13 protein-coding genes are annotated in these 13,536 nt (G+C 68.1%); 9 read left to right on the forward strand and 4 right to left on the reverse strand.

Annotation, left to right across the window (positions count from 1 at the left end; translation table 11 throughout):
- The first annotated feature begins 30 nt into the window (after positions 1-30).
- Together RHCRD62_RS12720 and RHCRD62_RS12725 are read left to right on the forward strand one after the other, a co-directional pair.
- Entirely contained in the window at positions 31-1,374 is a 1,344-nt protein-coding gene (locus tag RHCRD62_RS12720) for a DNA polymerase IV (RefSeq protein WP_157050893.1), read from the forward strand.
- 143 nt (positions 1,375-1,517) lie between these two features.
- On the forward strand, positions 1,518-2,018 hold the full coding sequence (locus RHCRD62_RS12725; protein ID WP_050065038.1) for a WKL family lipoprotein: 501 nt from the start codon (positions 1,518-1,520) through the stop codon (positions 2,016-2,018).
- Between the two features lie 68 nt (positions 2,019-2,086).
- Here RHCRD62_RS12725 and RHCRD62_RS12730 read toward each other — a convergent pair whose 3' ends face one another.
- Positions 2,087-2,809 (reverse strand): hypothetical protein, encoded by a 723-nt coding sequence (locus tag RHCRD62_RS12730; protein WP_050065271.1) that lies wholly within the window; start codon positions 2,807-2,809, stop codon positions 2,087-2,089.
- Positions 2,806-3,726 (reverse strand): hypothetical protein, encoded by a 921-nt coding sequence (locus tag RHCRD62_RS12735; RefSeq protein WP_050065039.1) that lies wholly within the window; start codon positions 3,724-3,726, stop codon positions 2,806-2,808. Before RHCRD62_RS12735 ends, RHCRD62_RS12730 begins: the two co-directional genes overlap by 4 nt.
- Before the next feature lie 151 nt (positions 3,727-3,877).
- Between RHCRD62_RS12735 and lspA the strand changes: the two genes are divergently transcribed.
- The 6 genes from lspA to dnaE all read left to right on the forward strand — a co-directional run bounded on the left by lspA (position 3,878) and on the right by dnaE (position 11,367).
- A complete protein-coding gene (gene lspA, locus RHCRD62_RS12740; protein ID WP_216596632.1) occupies positions 3,878-4,393 on the forward strand; it encodes a signal peptidase II in 516 nt (171 codons plus the stop codon).
- Complete coding sequence (locus RHCRD62_RS12745) at positions 4,393-5,319, forward strand: RluA family pseudouridine synthase (RefSeq protein ID WP_050065041.1); 927 nt, start codon at positions 4,393-4,395, stop codon at positions 5,317-5,319. Before lspA ends, RHCRD62_RS12745 begins: the two co-directional genes overlap by 1 nt.
- Positions 5,300-5,983 (forward strand): hypothetical protein, encoded by a 684-nt coding sequence (locus tag RHCRD62_RS12750; protein ID WP_050065042.1) that lies wholly within the window; start codon positions 5,300-5,302, stop codon positions 5,981-5,983. The genes RHCRD62_RS12745 and RHCRD62_RS12750 overlap by 20 nt, the downstream gene beginning before the upstream one ends.
- The gene (rarD, locus tag RHCRD62_RS12755) at positions 5,980-6,918 is read left to right on the forward strand and encodes an EamA family transporter RarD (protein WP_050065043.1); all 939 of its coding nucleotides are present in this window, start codon (positions 5,980-5,982) and stop codon (positions 6,916-6,918) included. The genes RHCRD62_RS12750 and rarD overlap by 4 nt, the downstream gene beginning before the upstream one ends.
- A 12-nt stretch (positions 6,919-6,930) precedes the next feature.
- On the forward strand, positions 6,931-7,461 hold the full coding sequence (locus RHCRD62_RS12760) for an Rv2253 family sensor-like surface protein (protein ID WP_050065044.1): 531 nt from the start codon (positions 6,931-6,933) through the stop codon (positions 7,459-7,461).
- A 360-nt stretch (positions 7,462-7,821) separates the two neighbouring features.
- A complete protein-coding gene (gene dnaE, locus RHCRD62_RS12765) occupies positions 7,822-11,367 on the forward strand; it encodes a DNA polymerase III subunit alpha (RefSeq protein ID WP_050065272.1) in 3,546 nt (1,181 codons plus the stop codon).
- On the opposite strand, the gene RHCRD62_RS12770 is transcribed toward dnaE, so the two are convergent.
- Together RHCRD62_RS12770 and RHCRD62_RS12775 are read right to left on the reverse strand one after the other, a co-directional pair.
- Positions 11,267-12,529, reverse strand: a complete 1,263-nt coding sequence (locus RHCRD62_RS12770; RefSeq protein ID WP_253277296.1) for a glycosyltransferase 87 family protein — start codon at positions 12,527-12,529, stop codon at positions 11,267-11,269. The genes dnaE and RHCRD62_RS12770 overlap by 101 nt on opposite strands.
- Positions 12,530-12,733: 204 nt before the next feature.
- A complete protein-coding gene (locus tag RHCRD62_RS12775; protein ID WP_050065045.1) occupies positions 12,734-12,961 on the reverse strand; it encodes a hypothetical protein in 228 nt (75 codons plus the stop codon).
- Positions 12,962-13,071: 110 nt separating this feature from the next.
- Here RHCRD62_RS12775 and RHCRD62_RS12780 point away from each other — a divergent pair, with 110 nt between their 5' ends.
- Positions 13,072-13,506, forward strand: a complete 435-nt coding sequence (locus RHCRD62_RS12780; protein WP_050065046.1) for a nitroreductase family deazaflavin-dependent oxidoreductase — start codon at positions 13,072-13,074, stop codon at positions 13,504-13,506.
- Positions 13,507-13,536: the final 30 nt, after the last annotated feature.

A 13,536-nucleotide genomic window follows, 5' to 3' on the forward strand; every position in this document is an offset into this window, starting at 1 on the left:
GGCTGTGACGACGCGCCGGCGGTGCCGGCTGTGACGACACAGCGTCGGTGGGTGCTGCATCTCGACATGGATGCGTTCTTCGCGTCGGTCGAGCAGCTCACCCGGCCGACGCTGCGCGGCCGCCCGGTCCTCGTCGGAGGGCTCGGCGGCCGCGGCGTCGTCGCGGGCGCGAGCTACGAGGCGCGGGCGTTCGGGGCCGGGTCGGCGATGCCGATGCATCAGGCCCGGCGTCTCGTCGGGGCCCGTGCGGTGGTGCTGCCTCCGCGTGGGGCCCTGTACTCGGCGGTGAGCAAGTCGGTGTTCGACACCCTGCGTACGCGTGTGCCTGTCCTCGAGATGCTGTCGCTGGACGAGGCTTTCGGGGAGCCTCCGGAGTTGGAGGGCGCGGACGCCGACGCCGTTCGCGACTACGCGGAACAGTTGCGCACCATGATTCGCGTCGAGACGGGTCTGGTGGCGTCGATCGGTGCCGGATCGGGGAAGCAGATAGCGAAGATCGCCTCCGGTCTCGCGAAGCCGGACGGGGTGCGCGTGGTGACCGCGGACGAGCAGGCGGACCTGTTCGAGGCGTTGCCGGTGCGCAAGCTGTGGGGGATCGGCCCGGTGGCGGAATCGAAGCTGCGCAGGCTCGGAATCGAGACGATCGGGCAGTTCGCGGCGACCAGTGAGTCCGAGGTGGTCACACTCCTCGGCGGCACCATCGGGCCGGGTCTGCACCGGTTGGCGAAGGGGTTCGACGACCGGCCCGTGGCCGAGCGCGCGGATGCCAAACAGATCAGTGCCGAAACGACTTTCGCCGAAGACCTGGTGACGATGGATCAGCTTCGCGCCGCCGTCGAGCAGTGCGGGGGACACGCGCATCGCCGACTCGAGAAGGACGGGCGGGCGGCTCGCACGGTCGTCGTGAAGCTGAAGAAGACGGACATGACGATCGTGAGCCGGTCGGCGACCCTGCCGTACGCGACGACGGATCTGCAGACGCTGATCGCGACGGCACGCAGGCAGTTGATCGACCCCAGGGAACTCGGTGCGGTGCGTCTGGTCGGGGTGTCCTTCGGCGGGCTGACGGCGACACAGCAGGGGTCGCTGTTCCCGGATCTCGACCAAGGAGAGGCGGACAAGGACGCTGTGACTCCGGACACAGCGGCGGTGCCGGAGCCGGGTCGGTCCGCGGTACCGGCACCGGGATCGCGATGGCGTCCCGGCCAGGACGTGCACCACACCGAACACGGTCACGGCTGGGTGCAGGGTTGCGGGCACGGCGTGGTGACGGTGCGGTTCGAGACCCGATCGACGGGTCCGGGCCCGGCGCAGACGTTTTCGGACGACGACGCGGCGCTCCGGATCGCGGACCCCGCCGACAGTCTTCGTTAAGGAAGCCCTTATTTTTCCCGTGTTAACTAAGGTGACACCTGCTCGCACGCGGGCTCGGCCACTGTCGGGCGGTGCCGAAGCACCGATCCCGACCACGGTTACAGCGAAATGCACAGTTCAAACGAAGAGAAGGACACACATTGATGCTCCGGAAGACCCTCGTTGCCGGTGTCGCGGTTGCCGCCGCGCTGACCCTCGGTGCTTGCAGCAGCTCTGACGGTGACGACACCACCAAGACCACCACCAGCAAGGCCACCACGACGTCTGCCGTCGCCGACGCCGGGACCGAGACGCCGCCCGTGCCGACGGCTGCCGAGCTGAACGCGATGCTGGTCAAGGGTCTGGATCCGGCCACCCCGGTCGAGGAGAAGACCACCCTCGTCGAGGACGGCCAGTCCGATCCGGGCCTGTTCGACCAGGTCGCCGCTGCCGCCAAGCAGAACAACGCGACCGTCGAGGTCGTCGACCCGATCCTCGACAACGGCGACGGCACCCTGACCGCCACCGTCAACATGACCATCGGCGGCCAGGTCAACCCGGGCACCGCCACCTTCGTCGTTCAGGACGGCCAGTGGGTGCTGTCCAAGGAGTACGCCTGCAACATCGTCAAGCTGGCGAACCTGACCTCCCCGGCCTGCGTCTGACACGCTGCGCTCACGCGAATGCCGGCACCCGATCGGGTGCCGGCATTCGGCGTCTGTGAGGGCTCCCGTCAGGGGGTGTCGTCGCGCAGGTTCTCTGCCGCGGTCCGGGCCAGTGTGGTCAGGACTCCGGGGTCGACGGGGTCCTGCCCGGTCGCGGTCACCTGCACGACCGCGCCGTCGACGACCGTGATCACGGTGTCGGACACCATCGTGAATCCTTCGCTGCCCGTCTCGAGCCGAACGGCGATCGAGGCGTCGCCGACGGACGGCTGGTCGAGTCCGCCGAGCCGGTAGGTAACGGCGATCCCTTCGGCGTCCGTTCCCGAGTATTCGGTGCAGGCGGTGAGAGTGCGCTGCACCGCGGTGAACGCCGCGCCCGCATCGGCGTACGCGGCGGCGTCGGTGTCGATGCTGGCGAAGTCGGGTCCGGTGAACCGGGCCACCGCCTGCGCGGTGGCACCGGGCGCCTGGTCCGAGATCGGGGCGAGCACGTCCGCGCACACGCGCGGTTCGGTGGACGACAGGTCCGACTCGGCGGACTCGGAGGCAGGCGGCAGTCCGAGGTCGTCGACGGGGTCGGGAAGCGGAACGAATCCGACGGGCAGATCGGCCTGGTCGAGGAGTGCGGCCCGGAGCGCCGCGTCGTCGAAGGACCCGGCGGCGGTGGTCGCGGTCGGGGGTGCTGCCGTGGTCAGCGGCGGCAGCGATGCTGCGGTGTCGTCGCCGCACGCGACGAGAAGGGGTAGGACCAGCAGGGGAAGCGCCAGGGCGGCCGCGCGTGGCGTCCTCACTGCCCGGACCACCGGACAGTGTTGGTCGTGGCCTGGCGCAACCGGGTGGTGCTGTTCGGGTCGGAGTAGGTCTGCTCGCCGCTGACGGTGACGGAACCGTCCACCGGGAGCGACGCACCCAGGTCGACGACGAGGGTTCCGGTGCCTGCCATCACGAACGTGTCGATGTTGAGTGTGCCCGAGTCCCCGGGCAGATCCCACACCTGTGCTTCCGGAGCCTGGCGGATCGCGACGTCGACGGTGAGCCGATCGCCGGCCCGTTCGCGCAATGTTGCGGTGGTGACCTGTCGCAGGACCATTCCGCTCATCACCTGCTGCTCCATCGTCCACACCGCCCCGACACCGATCTCGGCGTCGGGGAACGCGACACCGCGGTACACGGCCTGGAAGAACGCCTGCTCGATCGCGGATCGCGCGATGTCCGTCGAACCGGGGTCCGGGGTGATGCGCAGGGCCGAGATCGCACCATTCGGCTGGACCGTCAGGCCTGCCTTCGACCCCTCCGAGGAGGCGAGTGCGTCCTGCAGTCTGCGATCGGGCGACTGCATCGCACCGAGCGTGAGGTCGACCGACACCGCGGGAGTCGGCGCCGCGGCGACGGCAGTCAGCGGCATCGTCAGTTCGGGCGTGGACAGATCCTGCTGGGGCTGGTCACCGATCTGCTGGTGGATGTCCGAGCGCGACGTCATCACCACCTGCTGGGAGACACCGGCGGGCGGAGCGAACGTGATCCGGCTGCGCGGCTCCGCTCCGGCGTCGACGACGGCGGTCGTGACCGCCGAGATGGGGACCGTGGTCTCCTTGGTGGTTTCGGTGGGGGCGGGTGCCGCCCCGTCGTCGCTGCTGCACGCGGCGGCGAGCGCGACCGCGGAGAGGACGGCCGCGACCTGCGCGACCCGTTTCGAGAACACTGGCACCCGACCAGGTTAGCCACGGTTCGGCTCGGCGAACCGCGGGCCGTGCCGTGCGAGGACGGTGCCTGTGCCCGCCGACGGCGCGGTAAGGGATGATGGCGTGGTGAGTGAAGTGGACAAAGAGGTGAACGCCGCTGCGCGTCCGCCGGTGCGAATGCGGATGCTGGTCGTGATCGCGGCGACGGTCCTGGCCCTCGACGTGGCGACGAAGGTCGCTGTCGTGCACTTCATCGAACCCGGAAACCCGGTCGAGGTCATCGGCGATTTCGTCACCCTGAAGCTGATCCGCAACCCCGGCGCCGCGTTCTCGATGGCGACGGGAATGACGTGGCTCCTGACGCTGGTCGCGATCGCCGTCGTGGTCGGGGTGATCCGAATCGGCCGTACCCTGCGGTCGCCGTGGTGGGCACTGGGGCTCGGTTTGGTGCTCGGTGGCGCGCTCGGCAATTTGATCGACCGCCTGTTCCGGGCGCCCGGACCGCTGCAGGGACACGTCGTCGACTTCGTGTCCGTCGGCTGGTGGCCGGTCTTCAACGTCGCCGACTCGGGGATCGTGTGCGGCGCGATCCTGCTGGTCGTGCTGACGTTGTTCGGTCTGAACCCGGACGGAACCCGCGGCCAGGCCGACGAACAGGTCGAGTCGGACTCGTCCGCTGGGAAGGAGTCCTGATGCGCGAGACGCGGTCGATGCCGGTGCCCGACGGGCTCGAAGGAATGCGGGTGGATGCGGGTCTCGCTCGTCTCCTCGGACTGTCCCGCACGACGGTCGCAACGCTGGCCGACGAGGGATCGGTTCTCGTCGACGGTGGTCCGGTCGGGAAGTCGGATCGCCTCCCGTCCGGTGCGTGGCTCGAGGTGACGCTGCCCGAGCCCGCGCGTCCGCTGACGGTCGAGGCGCAGCCCGTCGAGGGCATGGACATCCTGTACGCGGACGACGACATCGTCGCCGTCGACAAACCGGTCGGTGTCGCCGCGCACGCCAGCGTCGGGTGGACCGGACCGACGGTCGTCGGGGGACTGGCCGCGGCCGGATTCCGGATCTCGACGTCGGGGTCGCACGAACGCCAGGGGATCGTCCACCGCCTCGACGTCGGCACCTCCGGGGTGATGGTCGTCGCGACGTCGGAGCGCGCCTACACCGTGCTCAAGCGGGCGTTCAAGCAACGCACCATCGACAAGCGGTACCACGCGCTGGTGCAGGGACACCCCGATCCGTCGAGCGGGACCATCGACGCCCCGATCGGGAGGCACCGCAGCAACGACTGGAAGTTCGCGGTCACCGCGGACGGCAAGCCGTCGATCACGCACTACGACACGGTGGAGGCGTTCCAGGCGGCGAGCCTGCTCGACGTCCACCTGGAGACGGGACGCACCCATCAGATCCGGGTGCACTTCTCCGCGTTGCGGCATCCGTGTTGCGGCGACCTGACCTACGGCGCCGATCCGCGGCTCGCGGAGCGACTGGGCCTCGAACGGCAGTGGCTGCACGCGCGCTCCCTCGGCTTCGCGCACCCCGCCGACGGTCGCTGGGTCGAGATAAGCAGCGAATACCCGAAGGATCTCCAGCACGCGCTGGATGTCCTGCGGAGTGCCTGACCGGATCGCCACCGTCGTGGCCGCGGTGTGCGCGGTCGCCCTCGCGGTGGTGGTCGTGGTGCTCGGGGTCGAGAATCCGCCGACTCCTCGACCGGTCTCCACCGACAGTCTCGGCCCCGACGCCGGTGAGCCGGTGGCCGACTACCTCGCCCGCGCGGCCGTGACGCTGGACGAAGCTGAGGTGGACGGCGCGGACCCGGACCCGCGATGGGGCCTGGTCACGTTCGACGACGAGGTCACCGCGACGGACGCGGACGCGCTGACCGGCGACGCCCGGATCTCCCAGGTGTGGTTCCGGGTCCCGATCGACCGGGTGCAGACACCGATCGTCCCGGTCGGGGTCGCAGGAACGGAATCCGTCGCTCGCGCATCGGGACTCGCGGCGACACAATTGCACGGCACCACGGGGGAGTGGGACCGGCAGGCGCGGGTCGATGCGGTGTCGGCGTCGCGCCTGACGCAGGACTGCGCGTGCGTGGTGGCAGTGACGGTGCGGGCACCCCTGACCGAGCTGGCCGCGCTCTCCGACGTCGCAGGCGTCCGCTCCGTGGAGGCGTTGCCTGCGGACGCGGTGTTCGGGCGTTTCGCGGTCCGACCGTTGCTGCCGGAGCAGACGGAGGCGGTGACACCCGGTCCCGACGACGGCGAGGTACCGGAGCGATGAGCGGGTCTGGCCGGAGGCAGCGGAGCGATCGCGAGGTCGGCATCGTGTCCGCCGTCGGTGCCTACGCGCTGTGGGGGATGTTCCCGATCTTCTTCGGTCTGCTCGCCCCGGCGGGCCCGGTGGAGATCCTCGCGCAGCGGATGTTGTGGACGATGGTGGTGATGGTCGCCGTGGCGGCGGTCATCGGCAGGCTGTCCCGGCTGCGCACCCTCACCCTGCGAACAGCGTTGATGGTGGTCGCGGCGGCATCGGCGATCTCGATCAACTGGGGTGTCTACATCTACGCCGTCACGTCCGGGCGGGTGGTCGAGGCGGCGCTCGGCTACTTCGTGAACCCGTTGGTGAGCGTGCTGCTCGGCATGGTGGTTCTGAGGGAGCGGGTCAACCGCTGGCAGGGTGTCGCGCTGGGCTTCGGCGGGCTCGCGGTGGTGATCCTGACGGTCGACTACGGCAGGCCGCCGTGGATCGCGCTGATCCTCGCCTTCAGTTTCGGGGCGTACGGGCTCGTCAAGAAGACGATTCCACTCGACCCCGTGACGAGCCTGACGGCCGAGGGGATCGTGACGGCGCCGTTCGCGATCGGCTACCTCGTCTGGCTCACGGCCGCGGGCACGAGCACGTTCCTCGGGCACGGTGCCGGGCACACGCTGTTGCTGATGTCGGCGGGCGTGGTGACCGCGGTGCCACTGCTGCTGTTCGGTGCGGCCGCCCAGCGCGTGCCGCTCGTCACTCTCGGCCTCATCCAGTATCTGAATCCCGCCCTGCAGATGACGTGGGGTGTCGCGGTCCTGCACGAAGCCATGCCTGCGTCCCGGTGGGCCGGGTTCGCGCTGATCTGGCTGGCGCTCGCCGTGTTCACCGTCGACGCGGTGCGGCGAGCGCGGCGGACCCGTCGCGACAGCGCTGACTCCCCAGCAGGCAGTCCGTCGGCGTGATTCAATTCACGCATGCGAAGCGGACTGCTGGTGGCAGCGATGAGCTCGTTGTGTCTGGTCGCCGTCGCGGCGCCCGCGAGCGCCGCGCAGCCGTCGTGGTCCGGTGACTACTCGGTGAAGCGGTTCGCTGCGTCGAAGACCGGGACCAGTCTGGCGGCGAGCCAGGGGGAGCCGGATTTCGCCGACACGTACCGTTTCGAGACGAGTTGCTCGGACCCGCAGTCGGACGAGTCCTGCGTGGCCACGGTCGTCGACGGGCCCACACCCGCCAACCCCACGTTGCCGCTGCCGCCGCAGTACACCTGGGACGGGACCAGCTGGGTCCACGTCTACGACTGGCAGTGGGATTGCTGGCAGGGTGAAGGCGTGCCCAAGGTGTGGACTCCGGCGCATTCGGTGGCGTACTACACGCCGCAACCGGACGGCACGCTGACCGGTTCCTGGCGCACCGACATCACCGGTGGACCGTGCGACGGCTCGGTGATCATGGACGTCGCCGCCTATCCCGTGAGCGCTCCGGGCCCGAGCCCGTTCAGCAGCTAGAAGGGCCCGACGGTCAACATCTTCCTTGCGAGACGCGGGGGGTGAAATCTCCTTCTACCTGGCATAACGTCATAACGGGACTTATCGGTATTTGAACCCGGGTCAGCGGGCCTAACTGGGTGAGCCATCACAGGGCTGGATTGATGCGGCGTCCCGGGCGGTCGGTGACGACAACGAGCTGATGGCGCGGCAAATCAGGCTGACACCGGTGGACGGGACGGGAATCGTGGGGCACGGTGTCCTCCGAAAGAGGCGGTGCACGCGGGCCGGCGGGTAGCGTCCGTCACGTCGTGCTGGGGTAGGTGCAGGTGACCCGGCGTGCCGGGAATCGGTGTCGCGCCGACCGCCTACACTCGGTGCGTGGCTGACTCCTTCGTCCATCTTCACAATCACACCGAGTACTCGATGCTCGACGGCGCGGCGAAGGTCGGACCGCTGTTCAAGGAGGCCGAGCGCCTCGGCATGACGGCGGTCGGGATGACGGACCACGGAAACATGTACGGCGCCAGCGAGTTCTACAACAAGGCGAAGGCCGCCGGCATCAAGCCGATCATCGGGATCGAGGCGTACATCGCGCCGGAGTCCCGGTTCAACACCAAGCGTGTCCTCTGGGGCGATCCGAGCCAGAAGTCGGACGACGTGTCCGGTTCCGGTTCGTACACGCACATGACGATGGTCGCGGAGAACGCCACCGGGGTGCGGAACCTGTTCAAGCTGTCGTCGCGGGCGTCGATCGAGGGACAGCTGGGTAAATGGGCCCGGATGGACGAGGAGATCATCGCCGAGCACCACGAGGGCATCATCGCCACCACCGGCTGCCCGTCGGGGGAGATCCAGACCCGCCTGCGCCTCGGACACGACCGCCTGGCACTCGAGGCGGCGGCGAAGTGGCAGGAGATCTGGGGGAAGGACAACTTCTTCCTGGAGCTGATGGACCACGGCCTGTCGATCGAGCGTCGCGTCCGCGAGGGCCTGCTGCACATCGGCAAGACGCTCGGCATCCCGCCCCTGGCGACGAACGACTGCCACTACGTCACCAAGGACGCCGCGGAGAACCACGAGGCACTGCTGTGCATCCAGACCGGCAAGACGCTGTCGGACCCGACCCGGTTCAAGTTCGACGGTGACGGCTACTACCTGAAGTCCGCCGAGGAGATGCGGGCGATCTGGGACACCGAGGTGCCCGGTGCCTGCGACAGCAGCCTGCTGATCGCGGAACGGGTGCAGTCGTACGACGACGTGTGGCAGCACCGGGACCGCATGCCGATCTTCCCGGTTCCCGAGGGCTTCACGCAGCAGTCGTTCCTGCATCACGAGGTGATGCGCGGGCTGCGCGAGACCCGGTTCCCGGGCCGCGAGATCCCGGCGGAGTACGTGACCCGCGCCGAGTACGAGATCGGCGTCATCAACGAGATGGGCTTCCCGGCGTACTTCCTGGTGGTCGGCGACCTCATCAACCATGCGAAGAACGTCGGGATCCGTGTCGGTCCCGGTCGTGGGTCGGCGGCAGGCTCTCTCGTCGCGTACGCGATGGGCATCACGAACATCGACCCGATCCCGCACGGACTGCTGTTCGAGCGGTTCCTCAACCCCGAGCGCGTGTCGATGCCCGATATCGACATCGACTTCGACGATCGCCGCCGCGGTGAGATGGTCCGCTACGCCACCGACAAGTGGGGCAGCGACAAGGTCGCACAGGTCATCACCTTCGGCACCATCAAGACGAAGGCGGCGATCAAGGACTCCGCACGAGTCCAGTTCGGCCAGCCGGGGTTCGCGATCGCCGACCAGATCACGAAGGCACTGCCGCCGCCGATCATGGCGAAGGACATCTCGGTGTCCGGCATCACCGATCCGGAGCACGAGCGGTACAAGGAGGCCGTCGAGGTCCGGGCGCTGATCGAGTCGAATCCGGACGTCGCGAAGATCTACCAGACGGCGAAGGGACTCGAGGGCCTGATCCGCAATGCGGGCGTGCACGCCTGCGCGGTCATCATGTCGTGCGAGCCGCTGACCGACGCGATTCCGGTGTGGAAGCGCAACCAGGACGGCGCCATCATCACCGGCTGGGACTACCCGTCCTGCGAGGCCATCGGCCTGCTGAAGATGGACTTCCTCGGTCTGCGCAACCTCACCGTGCTCGGTGACGCCATCGAGAACCTCAAGGCGAACCGCGGCATCGACCTGGATCTCGATGCGCTGCCGTTGGAGGACCCGGCGACGTACGAGCTGTTGGCCCGCGGCGAGACGCTCGGCGTCTTCCAGCTCGACGGCACGGCGATGCGGAGTCTGCTCAAGCTGATGAAGCCGACCGGCTTCGAGGACATCGTCGCCGTGCTCGCGCTGTACCGGCCCGGTCCGATGGGTGTGAACGCGCACACCGACTACGCGAAACGCAAGAACGGCCTGCAGGAAGTCAAGCCGATCCACCCTGAGCTCGAGGAACCCCTGAAGGAGATCCTGGCCGAAACGTACGGCCTGATCGTCTACCAGGAGCAGATCATGCAGATCGCGCAGAAGGTGGCCGGGTACTCGCTCGGCCAGGCCGACCTGCTGCGCCGCGCGATGGGCAAGAAGAAGAAGGAGATCCTCGACGAGGCGTACGACGGGTTCGCGGCGGGCATGAAGGAGAACGGATTCTCCCAGGCCGCGATCACGGCGCTGTGGGACACCGTCCTCCCGTTCGCCGGCTACGCGTTCAACAAGTCGCACGCCGCCGGGTACGGCCTGGTGTCGTTCTGGACCGCGTACTTCAAGGCGAACTACCCGTCGGAGTACATGGCCGCACTGCTCACGTCGGTCGGCGACGACAAGGACAAGTCGGCGATCTACCTGGCGGACTGCCGGTCGATGGGCATCACGGTGCTGCCGCCGGACGTCAACGAGTCGGTCGTGAACTTCGCGTCGGTCGGTGAGGACATCCGGTTCGGCATGGGCGCGGTGCGCAACGTCGGCGCGAATGTCGTGGAGTCGATCATCGCGGCCCGCAGCGAGAAGGGGAAGTACACCGACTTCTCCGACTACCTGAACAAGATCGATGCGGCGGCCTGCAGTAAGAAGGTCACCGAGTCGCTGGTCAAGGCGGGCGCGTTCGACTCGCTGAACCATCCCCGCAAGGGTCTGTTCCTCGTGCACACCGACGCGATCGACGCCGTCATGGGTACGAAGAAGGCGGAGGCGGCCGGGCAGTTCGACCTGTTCGGTGGTGCGGACGCCGACGAGTCGATCGCGGCGGTGTTCAACGTGAAGGTGCCCGACGAGGAGTGGGACACCAAGCACCGCTTGGCGCTGGAGCGGGAGATGCTCGGCCTGTATGTGTCCGGTCATCCACTCGACGGTGTCGAGCACGTGATCGCCGCACAGACGGACACCCCGATCGCCGCGATCCTCGAGGGGCAGGCCGGTGACGGCGCGCAGGTGACCGTCGGCGGCATCCTCGCATCGGTGACCCGGCGCATCAACAAGAACGGATTGACCTGGGCGGCAACGGAACTCGAAGGCGTTGGTGGCGCGTCCGTCGAGGTGATCTTCTTCCCGCAGGCCTACTCGGTGTACGGCATGGACATCGCCGAGGACTCCGTCGTCCTGGTGAAGGGCCGCGTCAACGTTCGCGACGAGCGGGTGTCGATCATCGCCAACGACCTCGCGGTGCCGGACCTGTCGGCGATCGGGGTGGCGAAGCCGCTCGCGGTGAGCCTGCCGACGCGGCTGTGCACGCCGGACAAGGTGGGGGCGCTCAAGCAGGTGCTGTCCAAGCATCCGGGCACGTCGGATGTGCATCTGCGTCTGGTCAGCGGCACGCGGATCACGATGCTGAAACTGGACGATAGTCTGCGGGTGGAACCGTCGTCGGCGCTGATGGGAGACCTGAAGGCGTTGCTGGGACCGAGCTGCTTGAGCGTGTAGTCCGGATCGCGCGGAGTTCGCGTACGAGTACCGAGCCGAGCACCGACGCGAACACCACGACGTGGATGTTCACGAGGATCTTCGTGACCGGCCACGCCGGCGGGTACAGGAAGAGCCCGATCACCACGTTCGTGTCGTCCCAGTGGTACGCCCAGGCACCCGCCACCACGTACAGCGCACCCGCCGCGATCCACCAGCGCGGTTGGGTCGACGCCCGGTGCACGAGATACACCGCCAGCGGCACGAACCACACCCAGTGGTGGCTCCACGAGAACGGGGACACTGCGGCAGCGGTCAGCCCCGAGAGGGTGACCGCGAGCAGGTGTTCACCTGCCGCGGACAGGCGGGCCGTCAGCCACAGGCCGAGAGCGGCGACAACGGCCGCCAGGAGGATCCACAGCCAGACCGGGGTGGGTGTGCCCGTGATGTGCGCGACGACCCCGCGGATCGACTGGTTCGACGGGTGGGTGTCGTCGGCGATTCGCGTGGACTGGAAGAACGTCGACGTCCAGTACTGACGCGAGTCGACGGGAAGGACGAGCCACGCCCCGACGATCGTCGCCGCGAACACCGCTCCGGCGGTGGCGGCCGCGCGCCATTGCCGCAGTGCCAGGAACACGGCGACGAAGTACAACGGCGTGAGCTTGATGCCTGCGGCGAGACCGACTCCGACTCCGCGAAGGCGGCTGCGGTCGTCGCGGGAAAAGTCCCACAGCACCAGCAGCATCAGAATCACGTTGATCTGGCCGTAGAAGAGGGTGGTCCGAACGGGTTCCAGGAAGGTGCACGCGCCGGTCAGCAGAACGCTCAGGGCGACCAGTCGCGGTGTCGCGCGGTAGCCGAGCATCTTCCAGCACAGGAGGACGCAGCCGAGTAGGGCGGCCAGGTTCAGGGCCATCCACACGTGATTGACCGCTCCCCACGGGATCAGCTCGATCGGGATGAACGCCAGCGTCGAGAACGGCGTGTAGGTGTACAGCAGCCCGAACAGCACCGTTTCGGTGTACAGCGGGTACCCGTGCGTGACGCGGAACGCGCCGTCCCGGTACACGTGGAGGTCCGCCCCGCCTGCGAGGATGCCCGCGCCGTCCAGGCGTGGATCGACCGTGGTCAACACCAGGAGTACGGACAGCACGGCAACGACTCCGAGCACTGCCGTCACCCGACGGGGAATCCGCCCTGCCTGAGATTCCCCCGCCACCGTGTTCCCCGATTCGCCGTCGACAGACCGACGGCGGGCGCCGTCGGTCGACACCGACGCTAAGGATGGGTAAGGATTTTGTCGCGCGGACGCGCGGGGGAGTGTGGTTCGTATCCGAAGAGGCGTCGAATCGAGACGCTCGGAGTCGTCAGTGTCCGGCGGTGTTCAGTGTCGGGCGATGTTCCAGTGGTGCCGGCGCATCCACCACACGACCACTGTTGCGGCGGCTCCGGCGAGCACAGCAGGCTGCAGTGCCTGCGCGACGACGAGCACGGTCAGGAACACGAGGAGGCCGACGGCCAGCGCCTCGAGCTTGTAGAGGGGCCACGCGGTGCCTGCGATGTCGATCGCGGCGCGTGGACGCGACGAGCGAGTGAGGCCGACTGTGGTCATGGGTTCAGGGTAGCGGCGTGCAAGGTTTCGGTCCACCTAACATTTTCGGTGGGCATGGGTGATCTTCGTCTCGCGCTGCGCGCTCCGTGGCCGCGGTGTTGACTGGATCCATGCCACTCACCGGTGAGTACGAACCCAGTCCGACGAAATGGGCCGCCGATCAGGCCAACCTGTACGAGGCCTCGGGTGGGACCGACGGAACCACCATGCGCGGAATGCCGGTGGTGCTGCTCACCACCCGCGGCCGTAAGTCCGGCAAGCTTCGCAAGACCCCCTTGATGCGCGTCGAGCACAACGGTGAATACGCGATCGTCGCCTCGCTGGGCGGCGCCCCCAAGAATCCGGTCTGGTACTACAACGTCGTCGCCGACCCCCACGTCGAACTGCAGGACGGGACCTCCCGGCAGGACATGACTGCCCGCGAGGTCACCGGCGACGAGAGGGCGGTGTGGTGGGAACGCGCCGTCGCGGCGTACCCGGACTACGCCGACTACCAGACGAAGACGGATCGGCAGATTCCGGTCTTCGTCCTGAGCCCCCTGTAGTTCCGACACCGTGTAGTTCCGACACGCAGT

Source organism: Rhodococcus sp. RD6.2 (genome assembly GCF_001040705.1).
Lineage (GTDB): Bacteria > Actinomycetota > Actinomycetes > Mycobacteriales > Mycobacteriaceae > Rhodococcus_G.

What these genes read in the sequence shown, in the direction of transcription:
- lspA (WP_216596632.1), top strand. Translation starts at nt 3,878, where the DNA reads ATGCGGATGCTGGTCGTGATCGCGGCGACGGTCCTGGCCCTCGACGTG.
- RHCRD62_RS12775 (WP_050065045.1), bottom strand. Translation starts at nt 12,961, where the DNA reads ATGACCACAGTCGGCCTCACTCGCTCGTCGCGTCCACGCGCCGCGATC.
- RHCRD62_RS12750 (WP_050065042.1), top strand. Translation starts at nt 5,300, where the DNA reads ATGTCCTGCGGAGTGCCTGACCGGATCGCCACCGTCGTGGCCGCGGTG.
- RHCRD62_RS12745 (WP_050065041.1), top strand. Translation starts at nt 4,393, where the DNA reads ATGCGCGAGACGCGGTCGATGCCGGTGCCCGACGGGCTCGAAGGAATG.
- RHCRD62_RS12725 (WP_050065038.1), top strand. Translation starts at nt 1,518, where the DNA reads ATGCTCCGGAAGACCCTCGTTGCCGGTGTCGCGGTTGCCGCCGCGCTG.
- RHCRD62_RS12760 (WP_050065044.1), top strand. Translation starts at nt 6,931, where the DNA reads ATGCGAAGCGGACTGCTGGTGGCAGCGATGAGCTCGTTGTGTCTGGTC.
- RHCRD62_RS12780 (WP_050065046.1), top strand. Translation starts at nt 13,072, where the DNA reads ATGCCACTCACCGGTGAGTACGAACCCAGTCCGACGAAATGGGCCGCC.
- rarD (WP_050065043.1), top strand. Translation starts at nt 5,980, where the DNA reads ATGAGCGGGTCTGGCCGGAGGCAGCGGAGCGATCGCGAGGTCGGCATC.